The 19,757-nt window shown below is 70.9% G+C and carries 16 protein-coding genes; 5 read left to right on the top strand and 11 right to left on the bottom strand.

What is annotated here, in order from left to right:
* Positions 1-82 precede the first annotated feature (82 nt).
* The gene (locus tag NBY65_RS17110; RefSeq protein ID WP_162530694.1) at positions 83-1,045 is read right to left on the bottom strand and encodes a hypothetical protein; all 963 of its coding nucleotides are present in this window, start codon (positions 1,043-1,045) and stop codon (positions 83-85) included.
* Positions 1,046-1,210: 165 nt separating this feature from the next.
* On the opposite strand from NBY65_RS17110, the gene NBY65_RS17105 reads away from it, so the two are divergent.
* Together NBY65_RS17105 and NBY65_RS17100 are read left to right on the top strand one after the other, a co-directional pair.
* The gene (locus tag NBY65_RS17105; RefSeq protein WP_150042636.1) at positions 1,211-1,567 is read left to right on the top strand and encodes a hypothetical protein; all 357 of its coding nucleotides are present in this window, start codon (positions 1,211-1,213) and stop codon (positions 1,565-1,567) included.
* Positions 1,568-1,641: 74 nt separating this feature from the next.
* Entirely contained in the window at positions 1,642-1,896 is a 255-nt protein-coding gene (locus NBY65_RS17100) for a hypothetical protein (protein ID WP_150042637.1), read from the top strand.
* 4 nt (positions 1,897-1,900) lie between these two features.
* Here NBY65_RS17100 and NBY65_RS17095 read toward each other — a convergent pair whose 3' ends face one another.
* The 7 genes from NBY65_RS17095 to NBY65_RS17065 all read right to left on the bottom strand — a co-directional run bounded on the left by NBY65_RS17095 (position 1,901) and on the right by NBY65_RS17065 (position 12,817).
* Positions 1,901-2,758 (bottom strand): hypothetical protein, encoded by an 858-nt coding sequence (locus NBY65_RS17095; protein ID WP_150042638.1) that lies wholly within the window; start codon positions 2,756-2,758, stop codon positions 1,901-1,903.
* A gap of 136 nt (positions 2,759-2,894) precedes the next feature.
* On the bottom strand, positions 2,895-5,186 hold the full coding sequence (locus tag NBY65_RS17090; RefSeq protein ID WP_162530695.1) for an Ig-like domain-containing protein: 2,292 nt from the start codon (positions 5,184-5,186) through the stop codon (positions 2,895-2,897).
* Positions 5,187-5,574: 388 nt separating this feature from the next.
* Positions 5,575-6,264 carry an SDR family NAD(P)-dependent oxidoreductase gene (locus NBY65_RS17085; RefSeq protein ID WP_150042640.1) on the bottom strand — a complete coding sequence of 230 codons (690 nt, stop codon included), beginning with the start codon at positions 6,262-6,264 and terminating at the stop codon, positions 5,575-5,577.
* On the bottom strand, positions 6,261-7,004 hold the full coding sequence (locus tag NBY65_RS17080) for an SDR family NAD(P)-dependent oxidoreductase (RefSeq protein WP_150042641.1): 744 nt from the start codon (positions 7,002-7,004) through the stop codon (positions 6,261-6,263). The genes NBY65_RS17085 and NBY65_RS17080 overlap by 4 nt, the downstream gene beginning before the upstream one ends.
* A gap of 74 nt (positions 7,005-7,078) precedes the next feature.
* Entirely contained in the window at positions 7,079-9,373 is a 2,295-nt protein-coding gene (locus NBY65_RS17075) for an ATP-binding protein (protein ID WP_150042642.1), read from the bottom strand.
* Between the two features lie 265 nt (positions 9,374-9,638).
* Positions 9,639-11,318 carry a hybrid sensor histidine kinase/response regulator gene (locus NBY65_RS17070; RefSeq protein WP_150042643.1) on the bottom strand — a complete coding sequence of 560 codons (1,680 nt, stop codon included), beginning with the start codon at positions 11,316-11,318 and terminating at the stop codon, positions 9,639-9,641.
* 104 nt (positions 11,319-11,422) lie between these two features.
* On the bottom strand, positions 11,423-12,817 hold the full coding sequence (locus NBY65_RS17065; RefSeq protein ID WP_162530696.1) for a PAS domain S-box protein: 1,395 nt from the start codon (positions 12,815-12,817) through the stop codon (positions 11,423-11,425).
* A gap of 325 nt (positions 12,818-13,142) precedes the next feature.
* Here NBY65_RS17065 and NBY65_RS17060 point away from each other — a divergent pair, with 325 nt between their 5' ends.
* The gene (locus NBY65_RS17060; protein ID WP_150042645.1) at positions 13,143-14,096 is read left to right on the top strand and encodes an FHA domain-containing protein; all 954 of its coding nucleotides are present in this window, start codon (positions 13,143-13,145) and stop codon (positions 14,094-14,096) included.
* Positions 14,072-14,593, top strand: coding sequence for a hypothetical protein (locus NBY65_RS17055; RefSeq protein WP_150042646.1), 522 nt, complete (start codon positions 14,072-14,074; stop codon positions 14,591-14,593). Before NBY65_RS17060 ends, NBY65_RS17055 begins: the two co-directional genes overlap by 25 nt.
* 12 nt (positions 14,594-14,605) lie before the next feature.
* On the opposite strand, the gene NBY65_RS17050 is transcribed toward NBY65_RS17055, so the two are convergent.
* Positions 14,606-14,926: an integration host factor subunit alpha gene (locus NBY65_RS17050; RefSeq protein ID WP_150042647.1), complete on the bottom strand. Its 321-nt coding sequence runs from the start codon at positions 14,924-14,926 to the stop codon at positions 14,606-14,608.
* Positions 14,927-15,417: 491 nt separating this feature from the next.
* On the opposite strand from NBY65_RS17050, the gene NBY65_RS17045 reads away from it, so the two are divergent.
* Positions 15,418-15,627, top strand: a complete 210-nt coding sequence (locus tag NBY65_RS17045) for a hypothetical protein (RefSeq protein ID WP_150042648.1) — start codon at positions 15,418-15,420, stop codon at positions 15,625-15,627.
* A 33-nt stretch (positions 15,628-15,660) separates the two neighbouring features.
* Here the strand turns inward: NBY65_RS17045 and NBY65_RS17040 are convergent, their stop codons facing one another.
* Positions 15,661-17,409 (bottom strand): ATP-binding protein, encoded by a 1,749-nt coding sequence (locus tag NBY65_RS17040; RefSeq protein WP_162530697.1) that lies wholly within the window; start codon positions 17,407-17,409, stop codon positions 15,661-15,663.
* Positions 17,410-17,682: 273 nt separating this feature from the next.
* The gene (locus NBY65_RS17035; protein WP_150042650.1) at positions 17,683-19,623 is read right to left on the bottom strand and encodes an acetoacetate--CoA ligase; all 1,941 of its coding nucleotides are present in this window, start codon (positions 19,621-19,623) and stop codon (positions 17,683-17,685) included.
* Between the last annotated feature and the right edge of the window lie 134 nt (positions 19,624-19,757).

The raw sequence follows: 19,757 nt of genomic DNA, 5'->3' as shown, positions 1-19,757 counted from the left end.
TCATGGGTTCCAAGGGCGAAGCCCTTGGTGGAGGTCCAGGAGGCGAAGCCTCCTGGTCGGGTGCGGGGCAACGCCCCGCCAATCAGAACAAAGGCCGCCCCAGTCGCGGCGCGATGACGCCAAGCCCGATCTTGAGCTGTGCGATCACCCCGACATTGCGTCCGGAGGCGCGATTGCCGGGGATCAGGGCCTCGATCCCAAACTGCCAGTTTTCATTCGACCAGATCAGCCCCGGTGCGATCAGCCATTGCGTGCCTTCGCGGCTGGGCCTGGAGGCCGGCGACGACCACAGCACCTCGACGATCGGGGTCAGCCCGATCATCCAGTCGGGCAGGTTCAGGTGCCTGACTTCGGCGTCCATGTAGAGCAGGCTGTATTGCACCGAGACCCCGCCGACCCAGCGATTCTCCAGTCCCTTATTGAAGACTGTTCCGGCCGGGTCGTCATCGTCGCCGCCGGTGATCGGGGTTGCCTTCAGCTTGCGGTCGGCGATGGCGTAGCCGAAGGACCCGGTCACGGCCAGCGGCCGCAGCGCGTCCACCTGCAGGTCGCCGAAGCCCTTGCCGAACAGCAGCAGCGGCGTGGTCACGCCGGTCTGCCCGGCCTCGAGGCGGGCCGCGCCGGTATTGCCGATCAGGCGCTGCACCCCAAGCGAGAGCACGAATTCATGCGTGGGGCTGTGGATCACTTCGTATTTCGCGCCCAGCACCAGCGACTGGAAGCCGGTCTGCGTCTTCAGGCCCGGGGCGGTAACGATCGCGTAGCCATCCGACAGCGACAGGCTCAGTCGCGAGGTGATGCGTTTCTCCAGCTCGAACCCGATCTCGTATTCGCGCGTCGGCGGGGCGTCTGCCTCGCCGTTGAAGCTTTGCATGGAGAAGCCGGGAAAGGTGAGCGAATCGTCCGGTTCCGGGTCGTCGAACAGCATGGTGTCGGCGAAATCCCGGCGCCCGACATCGGCGAGTGCCGCGCCAGGACAGAGCATCATCGCGGCGACGGCCCCCCATGCGGGCAGGCCGGGCCTGCCCCGGCTCCGGTGGCGCATGTTTCCTCCCTTGCTGCGCTTTTGTCACGAAAGCTGACCACGCCGGCCACGGCCCCACCATGGGGCCGTGGCCGGCCATCCAGCAGTTGTGATCCGGTCCGGAGCCGGACCCTGCGGGGGAGAGACTATTCTGCCGCGAACAATATCAGGCAGGGAGGAACCGCAATGAACACCGCGCGAGGACAGGCCGTGCTGGCATCCGTGATCGTCGCCGGCCTGGGCTGGCATCCGGCGCAGGCGGCGGATCGGCTCTATGTCTACAACATGACCACGGCCACCGAGTTCAAGGGGGTCTATCTCGCGCCGGCCGGCACCACCAACTGGGGCGCCAACCAGGCGCTCAACGACAAGGATCACAGCCTGGACGTCTCGGAACGCCTGGCCATCACCGGCCTGTCACGGGGCCGCTTCGACGTGCGGCTGCAGGACGACAAGGGGCGCACCTGCCTCAAGCGCGGCGTCGACCTGACGAAGGACGCAAGCTTCGAGATCCGCGAGGAGGATCTCGCGACCTGCCACTGATGCCGTGACGCTTCCGGGCCGGGCGCGAATGGAGGAGACTCCGCGCACCGACACCCCCTGAGGACAAGACGGCAATGACTCTCACGCCCTTCGCCGACGAGGCCACCGCGCTCTGCATCGCCGGGCTGACCATCGAGAACCGGCTGGACCGGGTCTCGATGTTCGGCAGCATCGACCTGACCCGCGACCGCGCCGGGCTGCGGCAGGCGCGCGAGCTGCGTGCCCTGCTCGATGCGGTGGTCACGACACTGGAACGCGAGGGCCCCTCCCTGCCGGAGGCGGTCGCGGTCGGGCAACGCATCGACACGGTGAAGAACCCGTTCGACTGATCCCTCAGGCCCGCCGCGCCCCACCGTGCTGGCCCGGGCGTTTCTCCTGGGCCCGCCTGAGCATCTCCTCGTTCGCCTCGGTCGCCACGGCGCGGGCCTCCGCGGAGGCCGCCTCGGCGGCGGTGGCGCGCCCCGTGGCGGTGGCGAGTTCGGCGCGGGCCTGCGCCAGCTCGCCCCCGGCCCGGGTCCGCTGCGCCTCCATCTCCGAGATGGCGGCGGCCAGGGCCGCTTCCAGCCGGGCGACGTGCTCCCACATCAGCTCGACCTCGCGTTGCGCCGCCACCGTGCCCGCCTCGGCGGTGGCACGGGCCTGCTGCGCCGCCACCGCGGCGGCCCCGAACTGGCGCGCCTGCGCCTCCAGCGCGATGATCTGCGCCTCGGCCTCGCTCGCCTGGACGGCAAGCTGCGCCCGCAGCGCCGCCGTCTCGGCCAGTGCCTCCGCCAGCCGCGCCTCGGTCGCCTCGATGCTGGCGGAGGCGCTGGCGAGATCCTCCGCCATCTGCGCGCGCTCGGCGGCGAGCCGGTCGAAATCGTCCTTGTAGCGCGCCTTCAGGCTTTCCTCGCTGCTGCGGACCAGGGAGAACAGCAGCCCGTCGAAACGGGCGACCAGCTCCAGCCGCGCCTGCTCCATGGCCTCGGCGATGCCGGGCGGCAGCACGATCGCGGTGCCCTCGGCCGGGCCCGCCGACTCCGCCAGCCCCTCCGAGCGGGCCTGCTCCCATTCCGCCATCAGCAGTTCCGGCTTGCCCCGATCGCCGATGGCGCGGCGCAGGCTCCAGCCATTCACCTTCTTGCCTTCCCCCAGCAGGCGCTGGCCCGCATCGAGGACTTCGGCACGCGTGATCTCGGCGAGTTGCATCATGGCCCAGGCTTCCCCCCTCTTGCTGCAACGCGACCGCTGCGGCGCGACGCCCGCGCGGGCTGGGAGAAGGGTGAAGGTTCCGCCTCGCCGCATCAAGCCGCGCCCGCGGCACCGCGCGGGTGCCGCGGGCGCGTGATCACAAGGCCCAGGCCAGGTGCTGCTGGCCCTCCAGCGAGGTGGCGATCCCCAGGGTGACGCCGCCGCGGTCGAGGCTGCCGCCGTCCAGCAGCGACACCCAGTGCCGGGAGCCCGCCGCCTCGGGGGCGCGGCCCAGGCCCCCCTGGTAGAGGCTCGCCACGAAGTCCACGTTCGACTGGCCGTCGTGCAACGCGCGGAACTCTTCCGATCCGGCGATGCCGGAGGCGAAATCCTGCAGCGTCATGCCCCGTGCGAAGGCGCCGATCCAGAAGCTCAGCCCGCCCGCTTCCGCCTCGCGGCCGAAGGCGGTGGCATAGACCTGGCGCACGATGTCGGCGTTGGGATCGTAGGCGAACACGCCCGCCGAGGTCACGCCCGACCAGTACGCCTGCGCCTCTTGCGAATCGGCGAAGCCGGCTGCCACCTGGCCGCGCGTCGCGCCCCCGCCGAGCGCCTGCGTCCAGGTACCGATCTCCGCGCCGCTGGCCTCGCGCCCGAGCATCGAGCGATAGAGGCCGGCGACGAAGTCGATGTCGGAGAGGCTGCCATGGCTCGACTGGTATTCGATGCTGCCAAGGAAGCCGCTGGCGACATCGCCCTTGGAATGCTGCGTCAGCGTGGCGTTCCAGTGGGACAGGCCGGCGGTCTCGCCCGCGCGCCCGAGCAGGCCCTCGTAGAGTCGCTCGATGAAGGCGAGGTCGGTGCAACTGCCCAGGCTGAGCTCGCCGTCGGCGAGCCGGACGATGTCGGTGCCCGGAGCGGCGAGGTAGGTGGCGCCGGCGTGCAGGCTGGCGCCGAGGTCGCTCGAGGTCAGGCCGGGGGTGACGGTGCCGCCCTGCGGCGTGCCGAGCGCGATCACGTTGATGCCGAGCGACGCGGTCGCGGTGTTGCCGGCGAGGTCCGTACCGCTCGCCGTCAGCGTGCGCGCCATGCCGGCCAGGCCGGAGGCGTCGAAGCTCCAGCGGCCGCCGGCGTCGCTGCCAGGCGTGCCGAGCGTGGTGCCGCCATCGGTCAGCGTCACCGTCGCGTCGGCGTCGCCGCTGCCCTGCAGCGTGACTCCCCAGACGATCCTGCCGATAGCCGGATTGCCGTGCGTGTCGAGCAGGCTGACTGACTGCGCCGCCGTGGTGTCGATCGTCACCGCGTAGGCGGCGGAGGCCGCGCTGGTGTTGCCGGCGATGTCAGAGGCCACCGCAACGAGGCTGTGCACGCCCTCGGCGAGCGCGGCCGAGGGAATGATCGTCCAGGCGCCGGAGGCATCGGCCGTGGCCTGGCCGAGCAGTGTCTCGCCCTCGTAGAGCGACACCGTGCTGTTGGCCTCGGCGGTGCCGGTGACGCCCGGCCGGGTGTCGCGGGTGATGCCGTCGCTGGAAGAGGCGCCGGTATCGGTCGCTTCCGTCAGCGAGGCGATCACCGGCGCGGCCGCCGGGGTGGTGTCGATGGTCACCGCACAGGCCAGGGACGCGGCGCTGGTCACGCCCGCCGTGCTCGCGGTGGCGGTGATCGCATGCGTGGCGGCCGCGAGGGCGGTGGCGGGCGTGAAGCGCCACGCGCCGGTGTCGTTGTCGGCGATGGTGGTGCCGAGCAGCGTGCCGTCGGCGTACACCGCCACGGTGCTGCCGGCGGCGGCGGTGCCGATGATGGTGGGGGTGGCGTTGGCGGTGATGCCGTCGCCGGAAGAGGCGCCGGTATCGGTCGCCGCGGTCAGGCCGGTAACGATCGGGGCGTCCGGTGTGCCGATGACGATGTCGATGCCCCAGGACGTCCCCTGGAAGACGGTGCCTTCCTTCACCTCGAACCGGGTGCCGGCGGGCAGGCCGTTGATCGGCAGGCGATAGGTGGTGGTGCCGTCCACATAGGTCAGCGTGGTGCCGTCGAAGCTTGCCTGCGCCTGGCCATAATTGGCGACGCTCGACAGCCACAGGTAGTCGCCGGCATCCATGTTCAGGATCGTCACGGTGCCGGTGGGCGGCACGCCGAAATTCAGGTTATTGCCGGTGCCCTCGCCGAAGACGAAGGTATCGGTGCCGACCGGGGCCTCATCGAAGCCGACATGCCCGCCCTGGCTGATGGTGACGCGGCTGTCGGGGCCGCCCGTGTACACCCCGTCGACGCCGAACCAGCCGCCCTCGACGGCGATGGTGCCGTGGTTGACGGTATCGCCGATGCTGCGCAGCGTGGCGCCGCTGGTGAGGGTCAGGGTGGCCGAGGCCGCCACGGCAATGGTGGCGACATAAAGGTCGCCGCTGCTCATCACCGGCATATTGGCGGCGATGGCAGGAATGATCACGTGGTCGGCCGACCTGGGGACGCCGCCGCCGGGGCCGGCATCGGTGCACCAGTTCGCCGGGTCACTCCACTCCGCGCTGACTGCGCCAGTCCAAGTATATGTCGTCATATGCCCTGGTTTCGTGTGTGGAAAATCGAAATGACGCGGCATGATTGGTTCCCCGTCGTTTCTTTTCTCCGTTAACACGAAATTAACCATTGGCTGATCACATCGGACGGAATTCAATTTCAAATAAAGGAGATAAACTGCGGGCGTTTTGCGCCTTTTGGGCGAAACAAATTGTTACGATATGCAGGGACTGCCGCTCCGGCTTTTCAGTCCGGCCGGTCTGTCTCTTCTCGCGCGTGGCCGCGATGGCGGCGCGCCGGGCACCCCAGGACAAGGCGCCTCAGGGCAGGGCCAGACCCCCGCCATCGATCGGCAGCGCCTGCCCGGTGATCGCCGCCGCCCCCGGACCAGCCAGGAACGCCACCGCCTCGGCCACCTCTTCGGGGCTGGTGATGCGTCCGCGCGGCACGCCGGCGGCGGCCTGCGCCGGGGTCAGCCCCAACTCCTGCCAGCGCCGCTCCGCCATCCCGGTCGCGACCCAGCCCGGGCAGACCGCGTTCACCGTGATGCCGCGCCCGGCCACCGCCAGCGCCAGCGCGCGCGTGAAGCCGATGACCGCATGCTTGGCCGCGCAATAGGCGGTCTGGTCGGCCACGCCGCGCAGCCCGAGCACGGAAGCGATGGTGACGATGCGCCCGCCGCCGTCCGGCATCCGCGCCAGCGCCGCGCGGGCGCAGTGATAGGTGCCGTGCAGGTTGGTGGCGATGATGGCGTGCCACAGCGCCGCGTCGTCCAGCGCATTCGCCCCGGCGAGCCCGGCATTGTTGACCAGCACGTCCACCCGCCCGAGCCCGGCGAAGAAGCGGTCGACGGCGGCGGCGTCGGTCACGTCCAGCGCCGCGCCCTCCACTCCCTCGGGCGGGTCGGGCCGGCGCGAGGCGGCGATGACCCGCGCCCCTTCCGCCGCCAGCCGCAGCGCGATGGCGCGGCCGATCCCCCGGCTGCCGCCGGTCACCACCGCGACCCTCATGCGGCGGTGGTGCCCCCGTCGACCGGCAGCACCACGCCGGTGATGAAACTCGCCGCGTCGGAGGCCAGGAAGGCGATCGCCGCGGCGATCTCGGCGGGGGTGGCGAAGCGGCCCAGCGGCACCGCGTCGCGATAGGCCGCCGCCGGGTCGGCGCCGGGTGCCACCCCCGGCGGCGTGGCCCCTGGCAGCGCGCCAAGGCCGCTGATCACCCCGGCCAGCATGGGCGTGTCGGTGCTGCCGGGGGCGACGCAATTGAAGCGGATGCCCCACGGCGCCCAGTCCAGCGCCGCGCTGCGGGTGAACTGCGCCAGCGCCGCCTTCGAGGCGCCATAGGCGGCACTGGCCTTGCGGCCGATCAGCGCCTGGTCGGAGGCGACGTTCACCACCACGCCGCGTCGCTGCGCCGCCATCCCCGGCAGCACCGCCCGCACCAGGGCGTAGGGGGCGAGGAAATTGACCTGGAAGACCCGCTCGCAGGTCGCCACGTCGGTCGCCAGCACGGTGCCCAGCACGGTGGTGCCGGCACAGTTCACCAGGATGTCGACGGGGTGCTCGCCGATCAGCGCGCTCGCCCGCCCCTCCACCGTGGCGGCGTCGGCAAGATCGAAGTCCGGCAGGTCGAGCCCGATCACCTCGGCGCCCTCGGCCATGAACAAGGCCGCCACCGCGCCACCGATGCCGCCGCGATGACCGGTGACCACCGCCCGCCGTCCGGCGAGTCCGAAACGAATCCCTGACATGCGCCGCTCTTGGCGCGGGCGGCGCGCGATTGGCAAGGCCGCGCCGGATCACGACGCCGGCATGGCCCGCCCTTTCAGGCGCGTTCGCCCTGCGGCGCGGCCAGGTTGCGTCCGGCCAGCAGATGCAGCAGGTCCATCCGCTCGTAGGGTTTGGAGAGGAAGGCGAACTCGGCGCGCCGGTCGATGCCGTGCTCGGCCATCTGCGAATAGCCGGAAGCGAGCAGGACGCGGATGCCCGGCCGCAGCGAACTCGCCTGCCGCGCCACATCGACCCCGCTCACGCCGCCCGGCATGACCACGTCGGTCAGCACGGCGTCGAAGGGCTGCTCGGAGCGCAGCAGGCCGAGCGCCTCCCGGCCGTTGCGCGCCGTCGTGACCTGGTATCCCGCGTCCTCCAGCGTGGCCTTCAGCACCTCCAGCACGCCGGGATCGTCATCGACGACCAGGATGCGCTGCTGGCTGCCCGGCAGGTCCACCACCGGCGCGGCCGGCGGCGCGCCGTTGCCCTGCGCCTCGCGCGGGAACAGCATGCTGACACTGGTCCCCGCCCCGGGCGTGCTGCTGACCGCGACGCCACCGCCGGACTGGCGGACGAAGCCGTCGACCTGGGACAGGCCGAGGCCGGACCCCTCCCCGATCTCGCGCGTGGTGAAGAAGGGCTCGAACACGTGGTCCAGCACGTCCTGGTCCATGCCGATGCCGGAATCGGCGACCGTGACCTCGATATAGTCCCCCGCCGGCACCCCGAAACGCCCCGCGGCGGCGGCGTCGAGCCGCAGGTTGCCCATGCGGATCTCGATCTTCCCGCCCTCCGGCATCGCATGCCGGGCGTTCATGACGACATTGAGCAGGGCGGTCTCGAAATGCGCGGCATCGAGCCGACACGGCCAGATGTCGGGGACGGTGTGCCAGGAGACGGCGATGTCGTCCGGCAGCACCGGCACGATGCGCTCCATGATGTCGGCGAGCAGGGTGGGCAGTTGCACCAGCCTGGCATGCAGCACCTGACGGCGGGAGAAGGACAGCAACTGCCCGGTCAGCCGCGCGCCGCGCCCGACGGCGCGCAGGGCGGTGCCCAGCATCCGCGCCTCGCGCGCGTCGCCGCGCCCGCGCGCCGCCTTCTCGACCAGTTCGAGATTGCCCGCGACCACCTGCAGCAGGTTGTTGAAGTCGTGCGCCACCCCGGCGGTGAGCTGGCCGATCGCCTCCATCCGCTGCTCCTGGGCGAAGCGGTGCTGCGCCGCCTCGGCGGCCATGCGCGCGGCCTCGGCTTCGCGCAGCCGCGCCTGCTGCTGCGCCAGTTCCTGGCCGGTGACCACGGCCTCGTCGCGGGCGGCGCGCAGGTCCTGCTCGCGGCGCTCGCTGGCCGCCGCCATCTCGTCGAGCGCCCGGCCGAGCTCGCGGAACTCGAAGGGGCCGCCGAGCTGCCCCACCCGGGCCGCAAGCCTGCCCGACCGCCAGGCCGAGGCGGCGGCGAGCAGGCGGCGGAACGGCCGGCCGATGGTCCGCGAGGCTGCGGCACCGGCGATCAGCAGCGCCAGCGTCGTGCCGAACAGGATGAACACGCCCGCCCGCGCCGCCTCGACGCGGATGGCGCCGCCGCCGGCGGCGGGATCGAGGCCGACGGCAACGCCAAGCTCGAGCCCGCGCGCGCCCAGCGGCGCCAGGCCGTACAGCCGTTCCTCGCCGTCCATCCCGGCCAGCAGCAGGGTCCGCATCTCCCCGCCCCGGAGCGCGGCCATGAACCGCTCCGGCGCCGCCGTGCCGATGTCATTGGACTGCCGGGGGCGGCGGTCCAGCACGATCCCGTCGCGGTCCACCACGAAGCTGGCGGCCCCGGGCGGCAGCGGCAGCCCGTCAAGCTGCCCGCGCAGCCAGCCGAGGCTGAGCAGGGCGACCAGCGTCCCCGTCGTCTGGCCATAGGCGTCGCGATAGGGCAGCGCGAAGGCCAGCGCGGCCGGCCGCGCCCCCTGCGCGGGAAGGTGGCCGCCGATGACAAAGCGGCCGGCATCGACGGCCTCGCGCACGAAGCGCGGGGCGGAGAAATCGAGGCCCATGTCCTCCGGCCGGGCGACGCAGCGCGGGCGCCCGTCCAGGCTGACCGTGAGCAGCGCGACATAGCGCCCGGACTCGGCAAGCACGTTGGCAAGGAAGCGGTCGCATCGCGTGAGGTCGCTCTCGCGGATGGTCGGCGACGCCGCCAGCGTCGCGAGCACCTGCCGCACGCCCTCGGCGGCCTGGCGCTGCTCGGCGGCGACCAGCGTGGCGAGGCGGAGCGCCTCGCCATCGAGGCTGCGCATCATCGCCGTCCGGGCCCGTACTTCGGCGAGCAACTGAAAGCCGAGGGCCGGCAGCAACGCACCGGCCACGATCAGCAGGACCTGGAGGCGTATGCTTTTGCAGATGCTTTTGCAGAACGCCAAGCTGATGGGAAATTCCCCCGAGATCTGTATTGGGCATCGGTTATTATTGGCAGATCGCAAACAACCCATGCTTTCCCGCGGCGCCACCAGATAAGCCGGTTGGCCGGAAAGAGGCAACATCAACCCCGGCGCCCGCGCGATCCTGACGCAGGGAATGACACGCACCAAACGAAACCAAACAATCAAAATAACTATTTGGGCCAGGCAGGCTTCAGGCCCGGCCCAGCCCCCGCCCCGGCGCGGCCAGCAGGGCGGCGGTGCGCGCGACCAGCTCGGATGGCTGGTAGGGCTTGGACAACAGCGCGAAATCGCTGTCGAAGCCGTGCTGGACGGCCAGCGCGTCACGGGTATAGCCGGAGGTGATCATGATCCTGACCTGCGGGCGCAACCGCCGCACCTCGGCGCCGAGCTGCAGCCCGTTCATGCCGCCGGGCATCACCACGTCGGAGAACATCAGGTCGATCGGCTGCCCGCCACGAAGGATCTCCAGCGCCTCGAAGGCATTGGCGGCGGCGAGCACCCGGTATCCGGCATCGGCGAGGGTCTCGACGGCGATGGAACGCACCGCCTCGTCGTCCTCCACCACCAGCACCGTGCCCTCGCCCTTCGGCGGCACCGCCGGCGAGGCCGCCGCTTCCCGGACGGGCTCCTCGGGGTGGGGCAACGGCTCGTGCGCGGGCAGGTAGAGCCGTACCGTGGTGCCGACCCCCGGCTCGCTGTAGATCGCCGCGTGCCCGCCGCTCTCGCGCGCGAAGCCGTAGACCTGGCTGAGCCCGAGCCCGCTGCCGCGCCCGACCTCCTTGGTGGTGAAGAACGGGTCGAACACCCGCGGCAGGATCTCCGGCGGGATGCCCTCGCCGTTGTCGCTGACCGCGACCATCACGTAGGGGCCGGGCTTCACCTCCGGATAATGCGGCGCCTGGTCTGATCCGATCGCCACGTTGCCGGTCTCGATGCTGATCCGCCCGCCCTGCGGCCGCGTGATCGCCTCGCGGGCATTGATCACCAGATTCAGGATCGCCGACTGGAACTGGGTCGCGTCCACCAGGGTGAGGGTGAGCGCCGGGCGCAGCCGCACCACCATCTCGACATCGGTGCCGAGCGCACGTTCCAGCAGCGGCTGGAATTCCGACAGCAGCTTGTTGGCGTCGACCACCTCGGGAAACAGCACCTGCCGGCGGGAGAACATCAGCAATTGCTGGATCAGCCGCTCGCAGCGCTCGACCGCGGTGACGGCGTTGCGGGTCAGCCGCAGCACCCGCGCCACGTCGGCGGGATTGTTGTTGATCAGCTCCAGACTGCCGCGCACCACCGTCAGCAGGTTGTTGAAGTCGTGAGCGACGCCGCCGGTCAACTGGCCGACCGCCTCCATCTTCTGCGCCTGGCGCAGCGCCTGCTCGGCCAGCTCCCGCTCGGCCACTTCCGATTCCAGCCGCCGCAGCGCCGTGGACAGCGCCGCGGTGCGGCTCGCGACCAGTTCCTCCAGCTCCTTGCCATAGGCGCGCATCCCCGCCTCGGTGCGCTGGCGCTCCATCACCATCTGGATGGTGGCGTGCAGCTCGCGTTCCGAAAACGGTTTCACAAGATAGCCGAACGGCTTGGTGGCCCGGGCGCGCGTCAACGTCGCCTCGTCGGAATAGGCGGTCAGGTAGACCACCGGCACGTCGAGGTCGGGTGGGATGCGGGCGGCGGTCTCGATGCCGTCGATCTCGCCTTCGATATGGATGTCCATCAGCACGAGGTCGGGGCGGTGCTGCTCGATGGCGCGCAACGCCGTCGCCCCGGAAGTGGCCAGGGCCGGCACCTCGTAGCCCAGCCGCCGCAACTGCTGCTTGAGGTGCAGCGCCACGATGCGTTCGTCCTCGACGATGACGATGCGGTTTGCACGCATGCTGTCCTCCACGGCCGGCCCTTCAGGCGATCGGTATCACACGCGCCACTGCCCCGCCTGGTTGCGTGGCCGCGACGAAAAACCCTGCCCCGCGGCCCGCGCCATCAGTGCCGCGCGGGGAAGCGCAGGGTAAAGCGGGTCGGGTTGGCCGGATGCACATCGGGCTCGCAGCCCAACTGGTCGGCCAGCAGGGTCACCAGTTGCAGCCCGAGCGTCTCCGACAGCCCGAGGTCCAAATCCGCCTGCATGCCGATGCCGTCGTCGCTGACCGACAGCACCACGTGCTCGGCCCCGTCCATCGCCAGCCGGATGCGGATCTCGCCGCTGCGCCCGTCCGGGAAGGCGTGCTTGAGCGCGTTCGAGACCAGCTCGTTGACCACCAGGCCGCAGGGAATGGCGAGGTTGATCGGCAGGCGGACCGACACGGCCTCGGTGATCACGGCGATGCGGGCGGGATCGACCGCGTAGGACGACACCAGGATGGGCACCATCTTCTCGAGGAAGGTGGCGAAGTCGGTGTTGGCGAAATCCTTGGATTCGTAAAGGTTCTGGTGAATCAGCGCCATCGAGCGGATGCGGTTCTGGCTCTCGCGCAGCATCTCCAGCGCGCGGCGGTCCTCGATGCGCGCCGAGCCGAGGTCGAGCAGGCTGTGCACGATCTGCAGGTTGTTCTTCACGCGGTGATGGATCTCGCCCAACAGCACGTCCTTCTCCAGCAGCGCCGCCTGGATGCGTTCCTCCTTGTGCTTGCGGTCGGAGATGTCGACGATGGCCGAGAGCACCATCGGCCCGTCCTCGGTCTCGACGGGACTGAGGCCGATCTCGACCGGAACGGTGCTGCCATCCTTGCGGCGGGCATAGAGGTCCCGCCCCGCCCCCATCGGCCGCGCGCGCGGATCACGGAAGAAGCCGTGCCGCAGGCCCGGATGGCGCCCCTGCGCGGGCGGGGGCACCAGGATCTCCACCATCTGGCCGATCAGGTCCTGCCGGTCGTAGCCGAACAGGCGTTCGGTCTGCGCATTCACCATCTCGATGCGCCCGGTCGCGTTCACCATCACGATCGCGCTCGGGGCGGATTCCACGATCTGGCGCAGCCGCTCCTCCAGACGACGGCGGGGGGTGACGTCGCGCAGGACCTTGGCGAAGCCGCAGAGCCGGCCGTCGCCGTCGCGCACCGCGGCGAGCGTGAGATGCGCGCGGAAGGTGGTGCCGTCCTGGCGCAACTGCCACGCTTCCGTCTCGACCCGATCCCCCGTGGCGGCGGCGCGCAGCAACTCGCGCGGGCGGTCGCGCGCGCGTTCCTCGGGGGCAAAGAAGATCTCCACATGCCGCCCGATCACCTCGGGGTCGGCATAGCCGAGGAAGCGTTGCGCGCCGGCGTTCCAGCCGGCCACCCGGCCCTCGCGGTCGAGCAGCAGCATCGCCAGTTCGGTCGCCGCCTCGGCCAGCAGGGCGAATTGCCGTTCGCCGGTCAGCACCGGCGGGTCCAGGTCCTCCATGTTCTCGTCTTCCTCCGCAGGCGACGATCCGAGCCCGGCATGAAGCCGGCGGCAAGGAAATTTGGCATCGCGCGCGGGCCGCGGACCGGTGCTCATGATAAATTGAAAGTAGAACAGGGAAATGGCTCTCCGCCCGGACCGGACGCACCAACGGTGGGCGGGCGAAGGCGGATCTTCGCCTGCTTGTGAGCAACACGGCTGTTGCTGCGGTGGCGTCAATGCGACCAAAGTGCCGCCGCCCCATGCGCCCCGCCTCGCTTCGGAACGCGCGACCGACGCAGCTTTTCTTCCGCACGGCTTTCGTGGCGTTACCGGGATTCCTCGCATGACGCGCATCGTCATCCGGCACCTGGCCGGCCCGCAGCCTCCCCTGGTCGAGGCCTTCCCGCTCGCGCGGATCACCGGGCTGCTGCTCGAAAGCGGCCCGCGCGTCGGCATCCGTCCCGATCCCGACCCGGGCGATCCCCCGCTGACCGATCCCCTGCCGCCCGATCCACCGCCGGCCGATCCGCCGCGGGCCGGGCGCTCCGGCGGCCGTGCCGGCAGGATCGTCATCGAGCCAGGCGCGGTGCCACGGTTCCGGCTGGTCGAACTGGACCGCCGCAACGGCCTGTTCATCAACGGCAGGCGGGTACCCGGACAGGCCGTGCTGCGCCCGGGCGACGAGGTCCGGCTGGGAGCCGCCGGCGGGCCGGGTTTCATCTTCGACCTCGATCCGCGCCCCGCCGCGCCGGCGCCGCGCCCGGCCGTCCCGCCGGACGACGACACATTCCCCCCCATCCCGCCGATCTTCGACGCGATCGCCCCCATGCCCGGCGGCCGCGGGCCGGCCGGGCACATGCTGGCCGGCCTCTGGCCGCCGGGCCGCCTGACCGCCCGCATCGGCCTCGCGGCGATCCTTGGTGCCATCGGGGCCGGGCTGGGACTGGCGCTGATAACCCCGGGGCGACCGCCCCCCGTCCGTCCGGCACCGCCCATGGCACTGCCGCTGTCCTTCCATGACGCCCCCCCCGACCGCCCCCCGGCCGGGCTGCCGGCCGCACCGCCGGAGCCCGACCAGGGCACGACGGAGGGGCAGCGGACGGACACGGCGCAGCCCGCGCAGCCCCGGCCACCCGTGCCGCTGGCAGTCCCGATGCCACCGCCCCGGCTCGCCGCCGTCCAGCCCGCGCCCGACCGGGCGGCGCCGCACGGGCCGAAGCGCGCGGCCTCCCCCCGCGAGAAGAAGGCGCCAGGCTGGGAGATCGTCCCGGGATGGGGCATCCCGCAGCCGCGCTGATGTCCCTGTCGCATCCCCCCGTGGCGCGGGTCGCCGCCCTGCTGCTTGGGTGCGGGCTCTGGCTGGGCGGTTGCGTCGCCGCCCCGCTGCATACGGACCGCACGCCGGGGGAAAAGCCGGATGCGGACCCCGCGGCCGTCTGGGCCGAGCTGGGCTGCGCGACGCACCGCCTGCCCCTGCTGCGGGTGGTCACGCATGAGCTGGTGCCGGCCACCGTCGCCCCCGGCGGCGGCGTCAGCCATCGCTTCGTCTACGCGCTGTGCCTGCCGCCCGGCCAGAAGCCGCTGACCGGACGGCTGCGCACCCAGGTGCTGCGCGACGCAGTGGTGATCGGTTCGGAAACGGTGCCGCAGGCGCGGCTGCGGCCGGGGCGCTGGATCGTCGATTCACGCATCACCGTGCCCGCCACGGCGGCGGCGGGCACCTACCGGGTCAGGGTCGTCTTCGATGGCCCCATCACCTTCCGTGACGAGATCACCCTGACCGTGCGGCCCTGAGGCCGCGGGGGATCAGTCTTCCTCCTCCTCGTCTTCCCGCAGTGGCGTGGCATGATTGACGCGGGCCTTCAGCGTCTGGCTCGGACGGAAGGTCACCACGCGCCGCGGCAGGATCGGCACTTCCGCGAGCGTCTTCGGATTGCGGCCGATGCGCTGGCCTTTCTGCCGCACCGCGAAAGTCGCGAAGCCGCTGATCTTCACCGACTCACCGGCTTCCAGCGTGCTCGCCACCCGTTCCAGCACGGCTTCCAGCAGGTTGGCGCATTCGCTTTGCGAAAGGCCAACTTCCGTATGGAGTTTTTCGGTCAGATGGGCGCGGGTCAGTGTGCTCATTCCCTTGCCTCTATAAACCGCGGCACCGACCGTCAATCGCGCCCCCGCCGGCAGAACGGCACGGATCGCGCCAGGATCACATTGCATCGAACGACACTGCCGCAGCGGGCGTGAACCGTTCCCTTCCCTGTCCTGGAAAGCGCCGGATTCCCGGCCTCGCGTCCGCAAAACCTGCTTTTTCCGTCAGCAACATTCCCCCATGACGGCGACATGGCGACCCGCGCGCGCGCGGTTGTGAAGAGCGTGCCCGACCACAGATGTTCAACCGTGCGTCCCTGCACACCCCGACGATGGAATGGCCGCATGGACAGCAATCATCGATATGCACATGGATCCCTTCCGAAGATACCGCTCTTGTGATCGCCCCGGCCGGCAAAAGCCCGGCGGAGATGCCACGGGGCGGTTCACACCCCCGGCCGTTCTTGCCATACCGCAATGGCCCTGGCCGAACGCCGCGAACCCGTTCTCACTCGAACCACGAGGTGCCGCTGATGACCCTGGCTGGCGCTTTCCACATCGCCACGAAGCCGATCGTCGACCTGCGCAGCCGCCGCCGGCGCCGTTCGTTGCTGCAACAGGCCGAGAAGATCGCGCAGCAGCGCGGCCTGCTGTACCTCCGCGCCGTGCTGGCGCGCCATGGCGCGGTCACGCTCGCGGACCTGCCGACCCCGGCCCTCGAGCTGATCGCGGCCAGCAAATAGCTTCATCATCCCGCCGCTTCAGGCGTGTCCGCGTCAGGCGCGGGGGAAATACATCGCCACCACCGCACCACCCTCCGTCGCGTCCTCGATCCGCGCGAGCCCCCCTGCCTGCAGGGTGAAGCCGTAGACCTGGGCGAGGCCGAGGCCGGTGCCCTTGCCATGCGGCTTGGTGGTGAAGAACGGTTCGAAGGCACGCTCGCGCGTCCCGGCCGGGAATCCCGGCCCGGTATCGGCGACCGCGAGGCGCACCCAGTCGATCTCCCGCTGCAGCCCCGGCGGGATCGCAGCGGCGCCGGCGGCGAGATTGGCCGCGCCGATGGTGATCGTCCCGCCCTGCGGCATGGCGTCGCGCGCATTCACCGCGAGGTTGACCAGGGCGGCTTCCAGCAGGCCCGCCTCGGCGCGGATCCCCCAGATCCCTTCGTGCGGGCCGATCCGCAGCAGGGTGGCGGGGCCGAGCAAGGGCGGCAGCAGCGCCTGCATGTGGGCGATGATCACACCGGGATCGATCACCGCGACCGGCCCCGCCGGCGGGCGGGCGAATTGCAGGACGCTGCGGGTGATCTCCGCGCCGCGCCGCGCCGAATCGAGGATGGCGCGCGTCATCGGCTCGATCTGCTCGATCGCGCCGGCGCGGGCACGGGCCTGGATCCGCTCCACCCCGCCCATGACGGCGCCGAGGATGTTGTTGAAGTCGTGCGCCATGCCGGCGGCAAGCTGCCCGACCGCCTCCAGCCGCGCTGCCTGGGCCAGCGCCTGTTCCGCCTGCGCGCGGGCCTGCCGCTCGGCGCGGGCCTGCGCCTCGGCCCGCTCGGCGGCAAGCGTGCGCCGCAGCGTCAGCGCCGAGAGGCAGACCAGCGCCGCCGTCGCCGGCACGCCGAAGCCCACCGGCACCACCATGGCATCCAGGAAAGCCTGCCGGATCGCGCCCCGCGACACCGAGGCCACGACATAGAGCGGCAGCGTGCCGACCTGGTGCACCAGGAAGCGACGGCCCTCGGTCTCGCCAGCGCCGCCCATGATGGTGCCGAACCGGTCCGGCGGGGTGTCGCGGGTCGCGGTGGCCGGAGTGACCGGCAGCATCGGCAGCCCCGCCGGCGCGCCGGCGAGCAGCGCGTTGTCGGCGCGCACCAGCGCCATGGTCTCGCCGCCATCCGGCGCGGCCAGCTCGGTTTCGAGGTAGCGGCGCTCGAAATAGCCGGGATTGATCGAGACGCCGATGAGGCCGTTGAACCCGGGCACCGGACCGGCGCGACGGCGGGAGACATTGAAGAACCGCACGTTGTCGAGCCGGCCGGTCATGACCGGGCTGACATGCGGCTCCGCCGCGCCCGCCTGCAGCACCTGGAAATATTCCCGGTCCGACGCATTGGCCGGCGGCGCCGGAAATTGCGTGCCGGTGGCCAGGACACGACCGTCACGGCCCCAGACGAACACGTTCCACACCTGCGGCAGCCCGGCGATCAGCTCGCGCAGCCGCACATGGATCTCCTGTTCGTGGCGGACGATGTCCGCATCGTCCAGCCCGCGCGTCAGCCGCTCGATCTCGCCCAGGATGAGCAGATGAGTCTCGAACACCCGCTCGGCGTTCTCGACGGCGATGTCGGCCCGCCGCCACAGGTCCTGCATCGCCTCCCGATCGGCCGCGCGCCAGGCCAGCACACCGCCGAGGCCAAAGGCGAGCGCCGGCAGCACCATGACGCCGACCAGCAGCAGCCGCAGCATCGTCACCGGGCGGCCCAGGCGCGGGCGACGCAGCGTCGTGGCCCAGGAGAGAGACATCACAGCCACGCCGCGTCCGACCATGCCCCCGCCCCATCCCGTTCGTACCCGCGATGGTTGACATAGCACGCGATCCGTTCCGCGCAACGCTGCCCGGGGCGCTGCCCCGGACCCTGCGTCGTGCGAATGCGCGCCTGCGCGCGACGAGGCTTTGCCTCCTGGACCTCCACCAAGGGCCACAGGCCCTTGGAACCCGATCTTGTGCCGCGCAGCGCGATTGGGGTGCAGGGGCCTTGTGGCCCCTGCCGGGTCAAGGGCGGAGCCCTTGCCTTCCTAGTTCCTCAACTCCGGCAAATCGCGAAAGGCCGCCAGTGCATCGGGATTCTGTAGCGCCTCGGTATTCTTCACGCGCCGTCCGTGGATCACGTCGCGCACCGCGAGTTCCGTGATCTTGCCCGAGAGCGTGCGCGGCAGGTCGGTGACCTGGATGATGCGGGCCGGCACGTGCCGGGGCGAGGCGTGGTCGCGGATGCGCCGGCGGATGCGCTCGCGCAGCGGATCATCCAGGGTGACGCCCGGGCGCAGGCGCACGAACAGCACGACACGCACGTCACCGTCCCAGTCCTGGCCGACGCACAGCGCTTCCAGCACTTCATCGATGCGCTCGACCTGGCGGTAGATCTCGGCGGTGCCGATGCGCACGCCGCCGGGGTTGAGCACGGCGTCGGAGCGGCCGTGGATGATGATGCCGCCGCTTTCGGTCAGCTCGGCGTAGTCGCCGTGGCACCACACGCCGGGGAATTTCTCGAAATAGGCGGCCCGGTAGCGCGTGCCGTCCGGGTCGTTCCAGAAGCCGAGCGGCATGCAGGGGAACGGCTTGGTACAGACCAGTTCGCCTTTCTCGCCCCGCACCGGCCGGCCTTCGTCGTTCCAGATCTCCACCGCCATGCCGAGGCCGCGCATCTGGATCTCACCGCGCCGCACCGGCCCCGCGGGATTGCCAAGCACGAAGCATGAGATGATGTCGGTGCCGCCGGACATCGAGATCAGTTGCACCTCGCGCTTGACGGATTTGTAGACGTAATCGAAGCTTTCCGGCAGCAGCGGCGATCCGGTGGAGAGGATCGCGCGCATTGCCTTCAGGTGGAAGCCCTCGCGCGGGCGGTAGTCGTATTTGCGCAGCGTGTCGATGTATTTGGCGCTGATGCCGAACACCGCCACCTGCTCCTGCTCGGCCAGTTGCCACAGCGCTTCCGGGCCGGGATGGAAGGGGTTGCCGTCGAACAGCACCAGCGTCGCCTCGGCGGCGAGCGCGCCCACCAGCCAGTTCCACATCATCCAGCCGCAGGTGGTGAAATAGAACACGCGCTCGCCCGGGCGGATGTCGCTGTGCAGCCGGTGCTCCTTCAAATGCTGCAGCAGCGTGCCGCCCTGGCCGTGCACGATCGCCTTCGGCTTGCCGGTGGTGCCGGAGGAATAGAGCACGTACAGCGGATGGTTGAAGGGCAGTTGCGCGAAGGTCAGCTCCGGCACTTCGCCGCGCCCGGCCTCGTCCCAGCGCAGGCCGTCGGCGACGAAGCCGGCATCGCGCCGCGGATCGAGGAAGGGCACGACGATCACCTGCCGCACCGAGGGCAGCGCCGCGCGCACCTCCTGCACCTTGGCGGTGATGTCGATCGCCTTGCCGGCGTAGTGATAGCCGTCGACGGCGACCAGAACCTTCGGCTCGATCTGACCGAAGCGATCCAGCACGCCCGGCACGCCGAAATCGGGCGAGCAGGATGACCACACGGCGCCGAGGCTGCTGGTGGCCAGCATGGCGATGACGGCTTCGGGCAGGTTGGGCAGGTAGGCGCCGACCCGGTCGCCGACGCCCACGCCCGCCGAGCGCAGTGCCGCGGCGATGCGCGCGACCTCCTCGTGCAGGCATGCCCAGGAGACTTCGCGCCGGCTGCCGTCCTCGCCGCGGAAGATCAGGGCCGGGGTGTCGTCGCGCCGACGCAGCAGGTTCTCCGCGTAGTTCAGGCGGGCGCCGACGAACCAGCGCGCGCCGGGCATGGCGGTGGGGTTTTCCAGCACGACCTCTGCCGGTCGTGCTGCCCGCACCCCCATCGTGGTCCAGATCGCCTCCCAGAAGGCCGCGGGCTGGTCGGCCGACCATTGCCACAGCCGTTCCTCGGCATCCGCCCCGGTGAACCCCGCCGCCACGGCGAATTGCCGGATCTGCGTGTGCCCGATCTGTTCTGGCGAGGGTTGCCACAGAATAGTGCTCATTGCGCGATTTTCTCCTGGACGTTTGATGCGAGAGGATAACACCACAGCGGCACGATCGGAGAAGGGCCCGGCGCGGACACGCCGGAAGTGATCGTCGGGACGGCCTCCGCGTCGGCGCAAGCGCCTCATTTTTT

Origin of the sequence: Rhodovastum atsumiense (assembly GCF_937425535.1) — a bacterium.
GTDB classification, from domain to species: domain Bacteria; phylum Pseudomonadota; class Alphaproteobacteria; order Acetobacterales; family Acetobacteraceae; genus Rhodovastum; species Rhodovastum atsumiense.
The sequence above is the reverse complement of the archived record's forward strand: the minus strand, read 5'-3'. Positions and strand labels throughout refer to the sequence as shown.